Genomic DNA, 17166 nt, shown 5'->3' with positions numbered 1-17166 from the left:
GTTGCCTCCTGAGGAGGGCACGCGGTGCGCGTGCCGGGATACGGGGACGAACCGGGGGAGTGGGTGGCGGCGCCGGGTCAGCCGCGGTCGAGGGCGGGACGTTTCGGGTCGAACGTCCAGTCGGGGACGAGGTAGCGCATCGCGGTGGCGTCGTCGCGTGCGCCGAGTCCTTCGCGCAGATACAGCTCGTGCGCCGCCTCGACCTGTTCGAGGTCGAGCTCGACGCCGAGTCCGGGGCCGTCGGGCACGGGAAGCAGTCCGTCGGTGATGGGCAGCGGGTCGTGGGTGAGCCGCTGGCCGTCCTGCCAGATCCAGTGCGTGTCGATCGCGGTGATCTCGCCGGGCGCCGCAGCGGCCACATGGGTGAACATGGCCAGCGAGACGTCGAAGTGGTTGTTGGAGTGCGAGCCCCACGTCAGACCCCAGTCGTGGCAGAACTGGGCCACGCGCACCGAACCGCTCATCGTCCAGAAGTGCGGATCGGCCAGCGGGATGTCGACGGCACCGGAGCGCACGGCGTGGCCGAGTTCGCGCCAGTCGGTGGCGATCATGTTCGTCGCGGTCGGCAGCCCGGTCGCGCGGCGGAACTCGGCCATGGTCTCGCGGCCGGAGTAGCCCGCTTCCCCGCCGCACGGGTCCTCGGCGTAGGCGAGGACGTCGCGCAGCTCGCGGCCGAGGCCGATCGCCTCGGCCAACGGCCAGGCACCGTTGGGGTCGAGCGTGACGCGGGCCTCGGGGAACCGTTCGGCGAGTGCCTGCACCGCCTCGGCCTCTTCGTGGCCGGGCAGGACGCCGCCCTTGAGCTTGAAGTCGCGGAATCCGTAGCGCTCGCGTGCAGCCTCTGCCAGGCGCACGACGGCATCCGGGGTCAGCGCCTCCTCGTGCCGTAGCCGGGTCCAGTCGTCGGTACCCGCCGGGTCGTCGGACGGCGCGCGGTAGGCGAGATCGGTCCTCCCGCGGTCGCCGACGAAGAACAGGTAGCCGAGCACGGGCACCTGGGCGCGCTGCTGCCCGTCCCCGAGCAGTTCGGCCACGGGCACGTCGAGCTGCCGGCCGAGCAGGTCCAGCATGGCCGATTCGATCGCGGTCACGGCGTGCACCGTGACACGCAGGTCGAACGTCTGGTTGCCGCGTCCCGCCGCGTCCCGGCCGCCGAAGCGCCCGTGCATGTCACGCAGCACCGAGCGGAACCGGGCGACGGAGGCTCCGACGACCAGGTCCGCGGATTCCTCCAGCGTGGTCCGGATCGGTTCCCCACCGGGGACCTCACCGACGCCGGTGCGGCCGTCCGAATCGGTGAGGATCACCAGGTTGCGGGTGAAGAACGGGGCGTGCGCTCCGCTCAGGTTGAGCAACATGGAGTCGTGTCCGGCGACGGGGACCACGCGCATCCCGGTCACCACCGTGTGTTGCACCGATGTCATCACTGTCCTCTTCGACTGTTTCCGTGGTGGCGGGTCCGGGTGCCGGTTCCGGACTCTCGGAACCGGCACCCGGACGGGGTGGCTAGTGCCGGTCGACGGCGCCGTCGATACGGCGCAGCAGGCCGTCGGGGTTGCCGTCGGCGATCGGGCCGGGCAGGAGGTCCGCCGGAACGTCCTGGTAGGACACCGGGCGCAGGAACCGCTCGACGGCCCTGGTTCCGACCGATGTCGTCCGCGAATCCGATGTGGACGGATAAGGTCCGCCGTGCACCATCGCGTGTCCTACCTCGACTCCCGTCGGCCAGCCGTTGAACAGCACCCTGCCCGCGACGAGTTCGAGCGCAGGCAGGAGGGCGGCGGCCTCGTCCTCGTCACCGGTTCCGGTGTGCACGGTCGCGGTCAGCTGCCCTTCGAGAGCCTCCGCGACCGTGCGGACCTGCGCCGTGTCGCGGCAGCGCACGACGATGCCGAAGGAACCAAACACCTCCTGCTGCAGGGCCTCGTCGGCGACGAATCGTTCGGCGTCGGTGGCCAGCAGCGCGGGCCGGCAGGTGACCGGCCGGTCGGATTCGGAACCCTGGGCGAGCACCTCGACGCCGTCGTGGCCGGACATCGTGGTCACGCCTTCGGCGTAGGCGTCGGCGATCCCGGGGGTGAGCATCGTGGCGGGTTCCGACGCGGAGATCGCCGCCGTTGCCGCGTCCACGAAGCGCTGCAGCTCCGGACCGTCCACCCCGATGACGATACCGGGATTGGTGCAGAACTGGCCCGCGCCGAGCGTGAGTGAACCGACGAACGCGGTGCCGATCTCCTCGGCCCGGTCGGCGAGTGCGCCGGGCAGCAGGAACACCGGGTTCGTACTGCTCATCTCGGCGTACACCGGGATCGGCCGCGGACGTGCCTGTGCGGCGGCCACCAGCGCGAGACCGCCGCGCCGCGACCCGGTGAATCCCACGGCACGGATGCGCGGATCGGTGACCAGCGCCGTGCCGAGGTCGGGGCCGTGGCCGAAGAGTAACGAGAACGTGCCCGCGGGCATGCCCGTCTCGGTGACCGCCGCGGCGATCGCGCGCCCGACGAGTTCCGAGGTGCCGGGGTGGGCGTCGTGCCCCTTCACGACGACGGGACAGCCCGCCGCGAGCGCCGACGCGGTGTCTCCGCCCGCCACCGAGAACGCGAGGGGGAAGTTGCTGGCGCCGAACACGGCGACGGGGCCGAGCGGAACGTCGCGTTGGCGGATGTCGGCGCGGGGCGGGGTGCGGTCCGGCTGCGCGGGGTCGATACGCGGGATCTCGTGGTTCCCGTCGCGCAGCAGCGTCGCGAACATGCGCAGCTGCCCGGTCGTCCGACCGCGCTCGCCGGTCAACCGGGCCACGGCCAGGCCCGACTCGGCGTGTGCCCGTTCGATCAGGGCCTCACCGATCGCCTCGATGTTGTCGGCGATCCGTTCCAGCAGCTCCGCACGTCTGCCTGCCGGCAGCGCGCGGTACTCGCCGAACGCCTCCCGCGCGGCGGTGCACGCGCGGTCGACGTCGTCGTGGGTGCCGTGGGCGAAGGCAGGCTCCAGCTCCGTGGCGCCGGCCGGGTCGACGGCGCGGACCGTGGTGCCGCCACCGGTGACCGGTTCGCCCGCGATGATCATCTGGCCGGTCGGCGTGCTCATGTGTGCTCCTTGGGAATACGGGAGATCAGCTCGTCGAGCTGCTTCAGCTCGTCGTCGTCAAGGTCGGTCAGCGGGGCACGAACCGGTCCCGCAGGGCGGCCGATGGCCTTCATGCCCGCCTTCACGATGCTCACCGCGTAACCCGCCTTGTGATTACGGATGTCGCAGTAGGGCAGGACGAACTCGGCGAGATAGTGATCGACCGTGGCGCGGTCGTGAGCGCGCACGGCGTCGAAGAACCGCTGCGCGAACTCGGGGACGAAGTTGTACATGGCCGACGAATAGGTCGTCACGCCCATCTCCAGGTACGGCAGGGCGAACGTCTCGGCCGTGGGGAGGCCGCCGATGTAGGTCAGCCGGTCGCCGAGTCGCGTGTGGATGCGGGTCATGCGCTCGATGTCGCCGACGCCGTCCTTGAAGCCGACGAGGTTGGGGCACGCGTCGGCGAGCCGGGCGACGGTCTCGTCGGTGTAGATCGCGTTGGCCCTGCTGTAGATGATCACGCCGAGCGACGTGGCCGCACAGACGGCCTTGACATGCTCGACGAGCCCGTCCTGCGAGGCCTCCGTGAGGTACGGCGGCAGCAGGAGCAGTCCGTCGGCACCGGCGCGCTCGGCGGAGCGTGCCAGCTCGACGGCCGTGGCGGTGCCGTATCCGGCCGGTGCGATCACCGGTACGCTGTCGGGCGCCTCGGCCGCGGCCGCGGTCACGACCGCCGACACCTCGTCCGGGGTCAGCGAGAAGAACTCGCCGGTGCCGCCCGCGGCGAAGAGTCCGGTCGCGCCGAACCCGCTCAGCCAGGCGATGTTCTCGCGGTAGGCGGGCTCGTCGAAGCTCAAGTCGTCCCGGAAGTGTGTCACCGGGAAGGACAGGAGCCCGTTCGACAGCTGCCGGGCTGTTTCGTGGGGCGTGAACTGGGACATCGCGTGCTTCCTCCAGGGTGGTCTGGCCCGTGACGGCGACGTTAGAGTCGAGGAGCAATGCACGTCCAACTCCGTTTTCGCATCCTCTGATTCAGGAAATGCATCGATGTGCGCGGCCCGGCAGCCGGCGCGCTTCGTCGCCGTGGACGGCAGCTTCGGCCGCGGCGCCGCTCGTCGAGGCGTGACTCGGATTTCGCTCCGGTGCCGCCGGTCTTCCCGGAACCCTTCTCCGCTGCGGGCGAGCGTGGTGCACCGGCCGTCGACCCGAGTGACCGCGTTACGGCCGAAACGTCCGAACAGGACCACCGCGCCCGGGTGGCGGTGTACCGGGGCCCTGCCGGAACCGTGTGGCTCGCGGGCCGGGAACCGTGGGAGCGGCTGGCGTCAGTGGACCCCGCGGGTGCGGAACGCTGCCGCCAGTGCGGCCAGACTGAGGAAGGACACCGCCAGCAGGTAGTAGCCGGGCGAGATCTGTGAGCCGGTGCCCGCCACCAGTGCCGCTGCGATCGTCGGCGTGAACCCGCCGAACACGCCCACAGCCGTGTTGTAGCTGAACGACAGTCCCGTGGCGCGGGCGCGAGCGGGGAACACATCGGACATGACCGACGGCAGCGCTCCGAAATAGCAGGCCTTGAGCACGCCGAGGATGGTCATCGCCGCGGCCAGCGTGAGGAAGGACGGCACGTGGGTGACCCAGACGAACAGCGGCACCACGCCGCCGCCGATGAGTAACGCCGCGGGCACCATGATCGGCAGGCGGCCGAACCGGTCGGCCAGCAGTCCGACGAACGGCGTGAGGAACGTCAGGATCACGCCCGTGATGAGCAGCGCGGTGAACGACAGGGAGTCGTCGAGTCCCAGTTGCTCGATGCCGAACGTCGGCAGGTATTGCAGGATGAAGTTCAGCGCCGTGGACACCACCAGCGCGCCGCCCGCCATGAGCAGGCCGCCCCAGTGGTCGCGGAACACCGTCAGCATGGGGGAGCGTCCGTCGTCGCTCGCGTCGTCGTTCGAGGTGTCCCGCACGGCAGGGGACTCGTCGACGTGGCGGCGGATGTAGTAGCCGATCGGGCCGATCAGCAGGCCGAACACGAACGGCACCCGCCAGCCCCAGCTCGTCATGGCCTCGTCCGACAGCACCGCGGTGAGGCCGGTGGCGAAACCGGCGGCCATCAGCGTCGCCAGTCCCTGACTGGCGAACTGGAAACTGCCGAGGAAGCCCTTGCGCCGTTCGTTGTGCTCGACCAGGAAAGAGGTCGCGGCGCCGAACTCGCCGCCCGCGGCGAACCCCTGGATCAACCGGGCCACGACCACGGCCAGCGGCGCGGCCATCCCGAGCGTGTCGTAGCCGGGCATGATCGCCATCAGGAAGGTGCCGGCGACCATCAGCCAGATCGTCAGCACGAGGGCCTTCTTCCTGCCGTGCCGGTCCGCGTAGGCGCCGAGCACGAGCCCGCCCAGCGGCCGGATCAGGTAGGTCACGCCGAACACGGCGTAGGCCTGCACCAGCTGGGCCCCGGGCGCCCCCTCCGGGAAGAACGTGCTGCCGATGTAGGTCGCCATGAGGGCGTAGACGGCGAGGTCGAACCATTCGAGGGCGTTGCCGATGGTGGCCGCGGCGATCGCGCGCCGCGCCGACACCGGGGTGCGCGCCGTCGCCGTGGCCTGCGCAGTCATCGGACGACCTCCTGTCCGCGGACCGGTAGTGGGTGCTCGGCCGGGGGATGGCCGATCGCGTCGAACAGGGCGGCCGCGAGGACGATCCCCTCCCTGGCGATCGGTACGAGCAGGTGCTCGTCGGGTGCGTGCTGCAGGCACCCGGGATACGAGTGCGGCAGCCACAGCGCAGGCATGCCGAGCACGTCGGTGAACACCGCGTTGGGCAGCGAGCCGCCGATGTTGGGCAGCACGGCGAGGTTCCCGCCGGTGGTCTCCCGCAGCAGCGCCGTGGCCCAGCGTGGCCACGGACCGCCGACATCGGTCCGGCTGGCGGCGAACCGGCCGGTGATGCGTACGTCCACCATCGAGTAGCCGTGTTCGGCGAGGTGGCCGGTGATGAGCTCGGCCGCCCTGTCGACGTCGGTGCCCGCGACGTAGCGCAGCTGCAGCACCGCTTTGGCCCGCGCGGGAATCGCGTTGACGGGGTGGTCGACGTCCGCGGCGCCGAGGGACAGCACTTCGAGGGTGTTCCAGCCGTACAGCCGCTCGGCGGGAGTCAGCCCGGGTTCACCCCAGCCGTCGTCGGGCACCGGGTCACCGGGGCTCGCGGCCACCTGCACGCCGGCCAGCGCCGCGCGGATCTCCTCCGGAAGCTCGGGAGGGCGCAGCCCGGGGACACGGATGCGGCCGTGCCCCTCGACGAGGCTCGACACCGCGCCTGCCAACGTCGTGGCCGGGTTGCGGAGGAGTCCTCCCCAGTTGCCGGAATGGTACGAGTCGCTGCGCAGGTCGACGTCGAGTTCGATACCGAGGCCGCCGCGGGAGCCGAGGAACAGCGTCGGTGTGTCGGCGTCGAGGCGTGGCCCGTCCGAGGCGAGGAGGACGTCGGCGGCGAGCAGTTCACGGTGGGTGGCCGCGAACTCGGCGAGCCCGGGTGAGCCGATCTCCTCGCCCGTTTCGAACAGCATCGTCAGGTTGAATCCGAGCTCACCGCGCTCGGCGAGCAACAACCGGAGGGCGGTGAGGTTGACCAGGTGCTGGCCCTTGTTGTCGGCGGTGCCCCGGCCGTACCAGCGGTCGCCCTCGACGGTGAGGCGCCACGGGGCGCGCCCGTTGCTCCACTGCGATCCGAGTCCTTCGACGACGTCCGCGTGCCCGTAGCACAGCACCGTGGGCAGGTCCGGTGATTCGGCGCGGGTGCCGACCAGGAACGGCCCGCCGGCCGGGTCCGGGTTGGCGTGTTCGGTGACGGTGCACCCGAGGTCCGTGAGTGCCGGGGTCAGGACCTCGTCGAGGTATGCCTTGATCGCAACGCGACCCTCGGTGGTCGTGCTTTCGGTCGGGTAGCCGACGAGCCGGGCGAGTTCCGCGCCGAAACCGCCGGCGTCGACGTAGTGTTCGGCGTTTCGGCGAATGTTCTCGGAAAGCACGACATCACCCCGGGCTGCTCGACGATGCTCGGTCGAGCAGATTAGGGGATCGCCGCGCCGGTCACCATTGCCGTTTTCGCCATCGATCGTTCTAATAGCGGCAATACTCACGGAAGGCGGTCGTGATGCAGCTGCTGCCCACGGGACTGGCCTACTTCGCGGAGGTGGCACGGACGGGCTCGGTCACCAGGGCGGCGGAGTCGTTGCAGGTCGCACCCTCCGCGATCAGCAGGCAGGTCGCCAAGCTGGAGGCCGAGCTGCGCCTCCCGCTGTTCGACCGCAAACCACGCGGAATGGTGCTGACCGACGCCGGGGCACGGCTACTGGCGCACACACGGCGCAACGAGGCCGAATCCGCGGCTCTCGTCGACGAACTCCGTGCCGGGTCGGGACCCGACGTGCGACCGGTGAGCGTGGCGTGCTCGGAGGGCTTCGGCAGGCGGCTCGTGCCGCGCGCGATGGCGCGGTTCCGCCGCGACCACCCTGACGTGACGTTCGAGCTGGACATCGTCGGCCGGCAGGAGGCGACACGGCGCGTCGTCGAGGGAATCGCCGACATCGCCGTCACCTACGCGATGGGGCCGCAGCACGACGTGCGGGTGGAGTGCGCCAAGGTCACCGACGTCGCCGCGATCGTGCCCGCCGGGCACCGGCTGGCCGGTCGGGAGCACATCGGGCTCGCCGAGCTGTGCGAGTACCCACTGGCGCTGGCCTCGCCCAGCACCAGCCAACGCGAACTGTTCGACCTCGGGACCGGAATGGAAGGGCTGACCGTCACCCCGGTCCTCGTCTGCGACGAACTGGCGCCGCTGCACGAGTTCGTGCGCGACGGTGGCGGCGTCGCACTGATCGGTGATCTCGGTGACCTGGACCGAGAGGGGGCCTCCGGCGGCGTGTCCTACGTCCGGCTCGACCATCCCGTGTTCGGCCAACGGGAAGCACAGGTCCAGACGATGCCGGGAAGGCGTTTGCCCGCCCCGGCCATGCAGTTCACCGGTCTGCTGGTATCGCTGCTGCGGGGCCGCGCCGGCGACGACGAGGTGGCCGCGGCGGTGTGATCCACGCCGGCCCGTGCGGTGATGCCGGGCACCCGGCGGCAAGGGCGGGGTGCGGATCCCGGTGACGGTGCGCCGAAGGTCCGATGAGGACGCCGCATCGGACACGGCTGAGCCGTCACCCCGGAGACGCGTTCGCGGATAAGAATTCGTTCATCTCGTTCCCATGAGGCCCTCATCCGCCGCCCGTAGCGTCCCGTTCCGGTGGAAGCGCAGGACCGTGCCCTTGCCGGACCGGCGCCGCCACCGGACCGGTGCCGCCACCGATCGAGTGCCGCCCGGACACGTGCTGCCGGAACAGTGAGGAGAACCGCACCATGACCGTTTCCACGGAGCAGGACGCGACGCTGACACCACCGGCGTGGCCCGCGGCCGCGCCGGCGCCCACGCGCCTGAGTCCCGACCGCCTACGGCAGGCGAAAAAGGCCTACACCACCAGATCCGTGGCCGCGCTCATCGACACCTCACCGGAGGGGTACCGCCTGCTCGACGGCCCGGACGTGGCCCCGCAGCCGGGTGACGTCGTCCTGGCGCGCGTGGAGGCGATCGGCATGCACAAGCGGCTGGAGAGCCCCGCAGGCCGCAGACAGACCCTGTTCCCTGGCGACGAGATCCTCGTCGCGTACGGCCATCGGTATGCGCCCGACCAGTTCGAGGCCGTCGTTCCCGGCGATCTCGGCCCGGCGCATCTCGTCGCGGCGGGCGGCATCGCCGCACTGGCGACCGACAAGCACCGGGACATCGAGGACGCGACGGCGATCCGCCCTCTCGGGCTCCTCGCCGACGCCGACGGCACCGTCACCCTGCGCCGCCACGCGTCGCGGGCGCTGCTGCCGGACGCGACGGCGATCCGGCCTGCCCCCGCCGTGGACCCGACGGTCATCGGCGTGGTCGGCACGTCGATGAACTCCGGAAAATCCACCACCGCAGGCTCACTCATCCGCGGGCTGGCCCGTTCGGGACTGCGGGTCAACGCGGGCAAGGTGACCGGCACCGGTGCGGGCGGCGATCCCCACGGATTCGCCGACGCGGGTGCGGCCGAGGTCCTCGACTTCACCGATTTCGGGTTTCCCACCACGTTCCGGCTGAGTCGCGACGAGGTCCGTGCCGTCCTGCAGTCGCTGGTGACGCACCTGTCGGCCCCGGGAGCGGACGTGGTGGTGCTCGAACTCGCGGATGGTCTGTACCAACAGGAGACGGCCCGGCTGCTCGGTGACCCGCTCTTCACCCGCGTCGTCGACCGGGTCGTCTTCGCGGCGGAGGGCGCTGCCGGGGCCGCGGGCGGTGTGGCCCTGCTCGGGGAGCGCGGGGTGCCGGTCGGCGCGGTCAGCGGCCTCCTCACCTCCGCGCCCCTCGCGATGCGGGAGGCGCGGTCCGCCCTGGACGTGCCGGTACTCGACACGTACTCGCTCGCCGAACCCGACGTGGCCACGGCCCTGCTGTGACGGCTCCCGGCACCACAACGGCGGCCAACCGCGCGGCACGGACGGCGGAGTCGTTGCCGCCGCTGCTCACCGGTCGCAGGCGTGTCACGGTCGGCCTGCTCGTGTGCGCCGGTCTCGGCCAGGCCGCGCTGGCCGGTGCCACCGCCGTGAGCATGCCGAGGCTGCTGCAGGCGGAGCCGGGGGACCGGTGGTTCTGGGTGGGAATCCTGCTCCTGGCCGCACTGTGCATGAGCGGCATACGCATCGCCGAGTGGGTCCTGGCGGAGAGACTCGGCCAGGACTACGTGCACGAGGTGCGCGGTGGCCTGCTCGCCGCCGCGCTCGCGGAGGGACGCGGCCCGTCGCTCGGAACCACGATCGCCAGGGCGACCAACGACCTGGCCGCGGTGCGCAACTGGGTCGCGTGGGGTATCGCCCCGCTGACCGGTGCGGTGCCGCTGGTCGCGGGGGTGCTCGTCGTACTGGCGCTGGTGCATCCGGTGCTGGCGGCCGCCGTCGCCGTGCCGGTCGGGCTGCTCGCGGTCGTGTTCGCACTGCTGGCGCGGACGGCGTACGTGCGCGCCCGCAGCGTCCGCACCGCCCGCGGCAGGTTGGCCGCGCAGGTCGGTGACGCGGTGGCGGCGGGCACCGGGATCCGTGCCGCCGGCGGTGTCCGCCGCGAGCTCGGCCGGATCGCCCAGCGCAGCGCCGACGTGCGGGAGCGTGCCGTCCGCCGCGCCCGGGTCGCCGGATACCTGCGCGGCGCCGCCGTCGGCGCGGCTGCGGTCGCCACGGTCGGCGTGGTCGTCGCGGGCTCGTGGGCGGGACTGGAGCACGCGGTCGTCGCCACGACGATCACGGTCGTCGGGGTGCTGGCGACGCCGATTCACGACCTCGGGCGCGTCGTCGAATACCGGCAGTCGTTCCTGGCCGCCCGCCGGATCCTCGCGCCGGCGCTCGGCACGTCATCGCCCGCCGAGCGGCAGACCCGGACTCCTGCGCCTCGTCAGGACGGTCCGGGACGGCCCGGGGTCCACGTACACGACCTGTGGCACGACGGCACCCGGCTGCCCGGCCTGGTGGCCGCTCCGGGCGCGCGCGTGGTGCTGCGCAGCGAACGCCGCGAACAGGTCGATGCCGTCGTGGGATTGCTCGCGGGCAGCAGCGCCGCGGCGGATGGCGGGGCGCGGGGCTGGGTCCGCGTGTCCGGACAGGACCTCGGGAGGCTGGCACCGGAGCAGCGCCGCCGGTACGTCGGGTTCGCCGCCCGCGGCGTCGCTCTCGAGCGCGGCACGATCGCCCGCGCGGTCCGCTACCGCCATCCCGCCTCGACGGAGCCGGTGGCTGCCGAACTCGCCGCCGTCGGGCTCGCCGAGCGGGTCAGGAACCTGCCGAAGGGGGAGCGGACGACACTGCGCCGCGGGGGAGAACCGCTGTTGCTGCCCGAACGCGCGCGGCTGCAGCTGGCCCGCGCCCGCTACCGGCGGCCACCGCTGCTGGTGCTCGACCACATCGAGGAACAGCTGGGCGCGGGTGGTGCGGACCTGCTGCGGGCACTGCTGGCCGACTATCCGGGCGTGGTCGTCCTCGCCACCGAGGTGCCCGAGCAGGTCGTCGGTGAGTACGAGGTGTGGGACCTGACCGCGGCGGCCGGCGAGCGGGTCCGGGTGACGGCGGCCGGCTTCGGGCCGGGTTCGGTGCCGCGCTGACAGCGAACGGGGCCGCCGGAGCGGGGCGGGCACCGCTTCTGGTCGGCACGGCTTCTGGTCGGCGCTTGTTCTGGCCGGCGGGCCACCGGCGCGCGATCATGCGTCGATGGGCAGTAGATCCGACGACGGGCGTTATCCACCGATCGAACCGCACGAATCCGGAATGTTGGACGTCGGCGACGGCCACTCGCTGTACTGGGAGGTGTCGGGAAACCCCGGCGGTAAGCCCGCGGTCGCCCTGCACGGCGGTCCCGGTACCGGGAGCTCGCCGCGGATGCGGAGCCTGTTCGACCCGGACCGCTACCGCGTGGTCCTGGTCGACCAGCGGAGCTCGGGGCGCAGCACGCCGTCGGCGGCCGATCCGGTCGTCGACCTGTCCGCCAACACCACGCAACACCTCGTCGCGGACCTGGAGACGCTGCGGGTGCACCTGGGAATCGAGCGCTGGTTGGTGTGGGGAGCCTCGTGGGGCGTCACGCTCGCGCTCGCCTACGCGCAGGCGTATCCGGAGCGGGTCACCGAACTGGTGCTCGCGGCCGTGACCGACGGCGACCGACGTCGCACCGACTGGATCACGCGCGACATGGGCCGCGTGTTCCCGCGTGAGTGGGAACGGTTCCGTGACGGTGTGCCCGCCGACGAGCGCGACGGCGACCTGGCGGCCGCCTACAGCCGATTGCTTCACGACCCCGACCCCGAGGTCCGTGCCGGGGCCGCGCGGCGGTGGTGCGAGTGGGAGGACACCCACATGTCGCTGGCCCCCGATGCGGAGCCGTACCTGTCGGTCGCCGATCCGGCGTTCCGGCTCGCCTTCGCCCGCATCGTGACCCACTACTGGTCGCACGGCAGTTTTCTGGACGACGGGCAGCTGCTGCGGGACATCGAGCGACTCCACGGGATTCCCGCCGTGCTGATCCACGGGCGCTACGACGTCAGCGGGCCGCTCGACACGGCGTGGGCGCTGCATCGCGCCTGGCCGGGCAGCGAGCTGGTCGTCCTCGACGACACCGGGCACCGCGGCGGCAGCATGACCGCGGCGATCACCGCCGCCACCGACCGCTTCGCCGGTGGGGTGTGAACGGGGACGGGCATGACATAGCGTTCTGCTATGAAGAACAAACCGGCCTACAGTGTCGAGTCGGTCGACCACGCCCTGCGGCTGGCCGTCTGCCTGCAGCAGGAGGGGGCGATGGGCGTCACCGAGGCCGCTGCCCGGCTCGGTGTCGCCAGGTCGACGGCCCATCGGCTACTGGCGATGCTCGTGTACCGCGATTTCGCCGAACAGGGCGTCGACCGGCGGTACGTGGCCGGGCCGATTCTCCGGGTGCCGAACAGGCCGGAGCGGGTCGTCGGTCTCCGTGACCTTGCGGTACCGCAGCTGCGCACCCTGATGCGCCGAACCGGGGAGAGCTCGAACGCCATGGTCCTGCACGGCAGGCAGGTGCAGATGGTCGCCACCGTGGAGTGCGAGCACGTACTGCGGGTCGGAGATCGCGAGGGCCGGCTACTTCCCGCCGACCGTGCTTCGGGAGGGCGTGCCCTGCTGGCCCGGCTCGGCCGCGCCGACCTCGCCGCGCGCTACGACGGCGAGACCGGCGACGCGTTCGAGGAGGTCGAGCGTGTCGTGCGGCAGGCGCGGCGCCGCGGGTTCGCGATCAACGATCAGAGCACCGAGGCCGGCTTGACCGCGATCGGCTGCGCGTTGGAGGAGAGTCCGGGTTTCCCTCCGATCGCGCTGTCGGTGGCGATGCCGACCGCGCGGTACCACCGCCGACTGTTGCCGGACATCGTCGGTGCCCTGCGGGAGACGTCCGCCGCGCTGGAGGCGGACCTTCGGGAACGGGCGAACGCCCCCGACTGATGTTCTGTCCTGCAGAACTTCCTGTCGCTTTCCGTGCTGCCGCTCGACGATGATTCGGACCCGAGTCGCCGCGAGCCGCGGAGCCTTTCCCTCGCGGGCGGGTCGGCAAGCCGATGTGCGACAGGAGCGTGAAGAGTGCAGTTCTATCTCGACGGCTACCGCCCCGGTGACCCGTTCGTGCAGGAAGCGCACGCCGACGTGGAAAGCCGAACCGGCGCGCTGCCGGAGACCGCCGACGTCGTGATCGTCGGCTGCGGCCCTGCCGGCCTGGTGCTGGCAGCGCAGCTCGCGCAGTTCCCCGACATCCGCACCGTGATCGTCGACCGGCGGGACGGTCCTCTCGAGGTGGGGCAAGCCGACGGCGTCGCATGCCGGACCGTCGAGATGTTCGAGGCGTTCGGCCTCGCGGACCAGCTGATCCACGAGGGCTACCAGGTCAACGAGGTCTCATTCTGGAGGCCGGACGAGCGGGACGGCTCGACCATCGTGCGCACCGGCCGCATCGACGACGTCGAAGAGGGCCTGTCCGAGATGCCGCACATGATCGTCAACCAGGCCCGGATGCTCGCCTATCTGCGTGACCACATGTCCCGCTCCGCGACCCGCGCCGAGCCCTGCTACGGATTGCACGTCACCGGCGTCGAGGTCGACCCCGACTCGGACGCGTATCCGGTCACCGTGACCGCGCAGCGCATGCGGGGCGGCGAACCCACCGGCGAGAGCGCCGCGATCCGGGCGAAGTACGTCGTCGGTTGCGACGGAGCGCGCAGCGGTGTCCGGCAGGCCATCGGCCGCAGGCTGGAAGGCGATGCGGCGAACTCCTCGTGGGGCGTGCTGGACGTGTTGGCCGTGACCGATTTCCCCGACATCAGGGTGAAGTCGGTCGTCCACTCCGAACAGGGCAGCATCCTGATCATCCCGCGCGAGGGCGGCTACCTGGTGCGGCTCTACATCGAGTTGGACAACGAGCGCGACGCCGAAATGCTGCGTGAGCGCAGCGTCACGCCGGAGAAGCTCGCCGCGGTCGCCAACCGGATCCTGCACCCCTACACACTGGAGGTGAAGCAGGTCGGGTGGTGGGCCGTCTACGAGATCGGCCAGCGACTGTGCCGGCGGTTCGACGACGCTCCCGACGACGTCCCCGAGGACGAGGTCGACAGCCGCCCGCCCCGGGTGTTCATCGCGGGCGACGCCTGCCACACCCACAGCGCGAAGGCGGGCCAAGGCATGAACGTGTCGATGGCCGATGCGTGGAACCTGGGTTGGAAGCTCGGCACGGTGCTGCGCGGCACAGCGCCTCCCGAGGTCCTCCCCACGTACTCCGCCGAACGCCAACGCGTTGCGCAGGAGCTGATCGATTTCGACCGTGAGTTCGCGGCTGCCGTCAGCAACCGGCCCGACACCGAGTCGGACCGGAACGAGTTCCAGGAATACTTCCGCCGGCAGGGCCGGTTCACGGCCGGTGTCGCGGTCCGCTACGAGCCGTCGATCCTCACGTCCGCGGCCGCGCACCAGCAGCTGGCCGAGGGATTCCCGGTGGGGATGCGGTTCCACTCGGCGCCGGTCGTCAGGCTGGCCGACGCCAAGCCGGTGCACCTCGGCCATGCGGCCCGCGCGGACGGGGCGTGGCGGCTGTACGCCTTCGCCGACCGGGCGCACCCGGCGGCACCCGATTCCGCACTGCGGGAGCTCGCCGACTTCCTCGGCTCCACGAGGTCGCCACTGACCCGGTTCACACCGGCCGGCTACGACCCGGATGCGGTGATCGACGTGCGTGCGGTGCTCCAGCAGTGGCACCGTGACGTTTCGGTGTCCGACCTGCACCCGGTGCTGCTTCCCCGCAAGGGCAGGTTCGGTCTCGTCGACTACGAGAAGACCTTCTGCCCCGACCCGAGCGCTGACATCTTCGACCACCGTGGTGTCGATCGCGACACGGGCTGCCTCGTACTGGTGCGCCCCGATCACTACGTCGCCCACGTCCTGCCGCTCGATGCCCACGAGGAGCTGGTCGCTTTCCTCGCCGACGTGCTGGTGGACGTCTGACGGACGCTCGGTGCCGGCCCGTCCGGCCGGGGTGCCGGCCGACGCCTCACACGATGTGCTCCTCGTACGTCACGTCGGCGAAGCGCACGGCGAAGCCCGTGCCGTCGGGCGAGGCGCACATCGGACCGGCCTCGGCCTTCGCATCCGGCGGGAAGTAGGCCATGCGCAACAGCGTGTCGGGACGGTGATCATCCCAGCCGTAGCGGACGGTCACGGTGTCGTTCACGCGCCGCACGTCGATCGTGACGCTGGTGGGGCGGCCGGCGATGCGGGTGAGAGGCACGACGTTCCAGTCGGACACCTCGCGCGTGACGACAGCGCTGAGCAGCGGCTCGCCGTCGACGAACTCGATTCCGGTCTTGATCCAGTTGTGCGCGTCGCCGCGCAGCAGAAGACCCGCCTGGTCGTACTGCTCGTGGTACTCGCCCTGGAACGTCGCGGTCAGCCGGAACTGCGCGCCAACGGGACGTAGCAGGGCGTGGCCGGTGTCGCGGACGAAGCCGTAGTGGGTGGTGACCCAGAAGTCGGTGTCCTCGTCGGTGGTGACGCGCAGTCCGGTGCCGTCGAACTCGTAGTTGGTGGGTGGGTTGAACCACCGCCATCCGGTGAGGCCGAACACGCTGGTGGAGTCGTTCATCCCAGGGTCCCTTCCCGCGACTGCGCATCCGGTCCGCCCTGCAGGTGGCGGCTTCGGCAAGCCGGTACTTGATCGATTCGCGAAGATCGTGAAAGGGGCGGTGCTCGTTGTCAAGGCCGCTGCGGAGAGTCGTCGACGGCACGCCGAGCCCATCGAGGCCGACCCGGCGAACGTCCCCGCGCCCATCCGAGACCTCGTGGCGCGAGTACGGCATCAGCGTCACCGCACGTCGCGCTGCACAGGCGGCCGAACTCGCGTCAGGCGGGCGTTGGGCCGAGAGTCGAGAACGGCAGGGTGCCGGACTGCAGGCTGCCGGACAGTGCGGGCTGACGGGCACTGCAGGCTGGCAAACTTGGGAAGAGGTGGTATGGCTGCTGGTGCCCCCGGTGAGACTCGAACTCACACTTGCACGATTTTGAGTCGTGTGCCTCTGCCAATTGGGCTACGGGGGCGTGCGGGTTGCTGACTGTACTCGATACGGCATCACGGGCGGCATTCGGGCTACCACGTCCGGCGGCTGTTGTGGTTTCCGGCATGTGATCACCTTGCGTGGTGAAGGCCATCGTCACGACCGGCCCGACAACCGGTAGCCTGCAGCTAGCGGAAACCGCTATGTCTTTGCCTGATTGATCGTCCCAGGAGGAGCCCTGTGACCGAAGCGGCTACCGAGTCCAGCGAAGGCGCCGCACCCCAGCGCCGTGTGCTGGTCGCGGAGGACGAGGCACTCATTCGCCTCGACCTCGTCGAGATGCTGCGCGAGGAAGGCTACGAGGTCGTCGGCGAGGCCGGCGACGGTGAGGAAGCCATCAAGCTGGCGACCGAGCTGAAGCCCGACCTCGTGATCCTCGACGTGAAGATGCCGAAACTCGACGGCATCGAGGCCGCTTCGAAGATCACGGGTGACCGGATCGCCCCGGTGGTGATCCTGACCGCGTTCTCGCAGCGTGACCTCGTCGAACGTGCGCGCGAGGCCGGGACGATGGCGTACCTGGTCAAGCCGTTCGCGAAGCGCGACCTGGTGCCGGCCATCGAGCTGGCCGTGAGCCGGTTCGCCGAGCTGCAGGCTCTCGAATCCGAGGTCGCGGGCCTGACGGACCGGCTCGAGACCCGGAAGGTCATCGACCGCGCCAAGGGGCTGCTCATGAGCCAACAGGGACTGAGCGAACCGGACGCGTTCCGGTGGATCCAGCGCACGGCGATGGACCGGCGCTCGACGATGAAGGCCGTCGCCGAGGCCGTGATCGAGAGCATCGCCGACTGATCCGGCCGAACCGGGCGCAGCCCGGTTCCCCGAACCGCAGCGGGCCCCGTCACCACCCGTGGTGACGGGGCCCGTGT

General features: G+C 71.1%; 13 protein-coding genes and 1 tRNA gene. 7 read left to right on the top strand and 7 right to left on the bottom strand.

The window, feature by feature from the left end:
* Positions 1-77 precede the first annotated feature (77 nt).
* From LY12_RS20390 to LY12_RS20370, 5 genes are all read right to left on the bottom strand, one after another.
* On the bottom strand, positions 78-1424 hold the full coding sequence (locus LY12_RS20390; RefSeq protein WP_253859003.1) for an enolase C-terminal domain-like protein: 1347 nt from the start codon (positions 1422-1424) through the stop codon (positions 78-80).
* Positions 1425-1506: 82 nt separating this feature from the next.
* Complete coding sequence (locus LY12_RS20385; protein WP_253859002.1) at positions 1507-3087, bottom strand: aldehyde dehydrogenase (NADP(+)); 1581 nt, start codon at positions 3085-3087, stop codon at positions 1507-1509.
* Positions 3084-4010, bottom strand: coding sequence for a 5-dehydro-4-deoxyglucarate dehydratase (kdgD, locus tag LY12_RS20380; protein ID WP_253859001.1), 927 nt, complete (start codon positions 4008-4010; stop codon positions 3084-3086). Before kdgD ends, LY12_RS20385 begins: the two co-directional genes overlap by 4 nt.
* A gap of 384 nt (positions 4011-4394) precedes the next feature.
* Entirely contained in the window at positions 4395-5687 is a 1293-nt protein-coding gene (locus LY12_RS20375) for an MFS transporter (protein ID WP_253859000.1), read from the bottom strand.
* Positions 5684-7099, bottom strand: coding sequence for a M20 family metallopeptidase (locus LY12_RS20370; RefSeq protein WP_253858999.1), 1416 nt, complete (start codon positions 7097-7099; stop codon positions 5684-5686). Before LY12_RS20370 ends, LY12_RS20375 begins: the two co-directional genes overlap by 4 nt.
* A 125-nt stretch (positions 7100-7224) precedes the next feature.
* Between LY12_RS20370 and LY12_RS20365 the strand changes: the two genes are divergently transcribed.
* The 6 genes from LY12_RS20365 (at position 7225) to LY12_RS20340 (ending at position 15191) form a co-directional block, all read left to right on the top strand.
* Complete coding sequence (locus LY12_RS20365) at positions 7225-8157, top strand: LysR family transcriptional regulator (protein WP_253858998.1); 933 nt, start codon at positions 7225-7227, stop codon at positions 8155-8157.
* Positions 8158-8471: 314 nt separating this feature from the next.
* Positions 8472-9599, top strand: a complete 1128-nt coding sequence (locus tag LY12_RS20360) for a DUF1611 domain-containing protein (protein WP_253858997.1) — start codon at positions 8472-8474, stop codon at positions 9597-9599.
* Positions 9596-11287 (top strand): ABC transporter transmembrane domain-containing protein, encoded by a 1692-nt coding sequence (locus tag LY12_RS20355; protein ID WP_253858996.1) that lies wholly within the window; start codon positions 9596-9598, stop codon positions 11285-11287. Before LY12_RS20360 ends, LY12_RS20355 begins: the two co-directional genes overlap by 4 nt.
* A 106-nt stretch (positions 11288-11393) precedes the next feature.
* Entirely contained in the window at positions 11394-12365 is a 972-nt protein-coding gene (gene pip, locus LY12_RS20350; protein ID WP_253858995.1) for a prolyl aminopeptidase, read from the top strand.
* Between the two features lie 30 nt (positions 12366-12395).
* Positions 12396-13148 carry an IclR family transcriptional regulator gene (locus tag LY12_RS20345; protein ID WP_253858994.1) on the top strand — a complete coding sequence of 251 codons (753 nt, stop codon included), beginning with the start codon at positions 12396-12398 and terminating at the stop codon, positions 13146-13148.
* A gap of 135 nt (positions 13149-13283) precedes the next feature.
* Positions 13284-15191 (top strand): FAD-dependent monooxygenase, encoded by a 1908-nt coding sequence (locus LY12_RS20340; RefSeq protein WP_253858993.1) that lies wholly within the window; start codon positions 13284-13286, stop codon positions 15189-15191.
* A 46-nt stretch (positions 15192-15237) separates the two neighbouring features.
* Here LY12_RS20340 and LY12_RS20335 read toward each other — a convergent pair whose 3' ends face one another.
* Both LY12_RS20335 and LY12_RS20330 read right to left on the bottom strand, forming a co-directional pair.
* Positions 15238-15828: a DUF1349 domain-containing protein gene (locus LY12_RS20335; protein ID WP_253858992.1), complete on the bottom strand. Its 591-nt coding sequence runs from the start codon at positions 15826-15828 to the stop codon at positions 15238-15240.
* 375 nt (positions 15829-16203) lie between these two features.
* Positions 16204-16280: transfer RNA gene (locus LY12_RS20330), tRNA-Leu, on the bottom strand.
* Positions 16281-16477: 197 nt separating this feature from the next.
* Between LY12_RS20330 and LY12_RS20325 the strand changes: the two genes are divergently transcribed.
* Positions 16478-17089 carry an ANTAR domain-containing response regulator gene (locus LY12_RS20325; protein ID WP_253858991.1) on the top strand — a complete coding sequence of 204 codons (612 nt, stop codon included), beginning with the start codon at positions 16478-16480 and terminating at the stop codon, positions 17087-17089.
* Positions 17090-17166: the final 77 nt, after the last annotated feature.

The organism is Prauserella alba (genome assembly GCF_024171735.1).
In the GTDB taxonomy this organism is placed as follows: domain Bacteria; phylum Actinomycetota; class Actinomycetes; order Mycobacteriales; family Pseudonocardiaceae; genus Prauserella; species Prauserella alba.
Note: the sequence above shows the minus strand (reverse complement) of the source record. Positions and strands in the feature narration are given on the sequence as shown.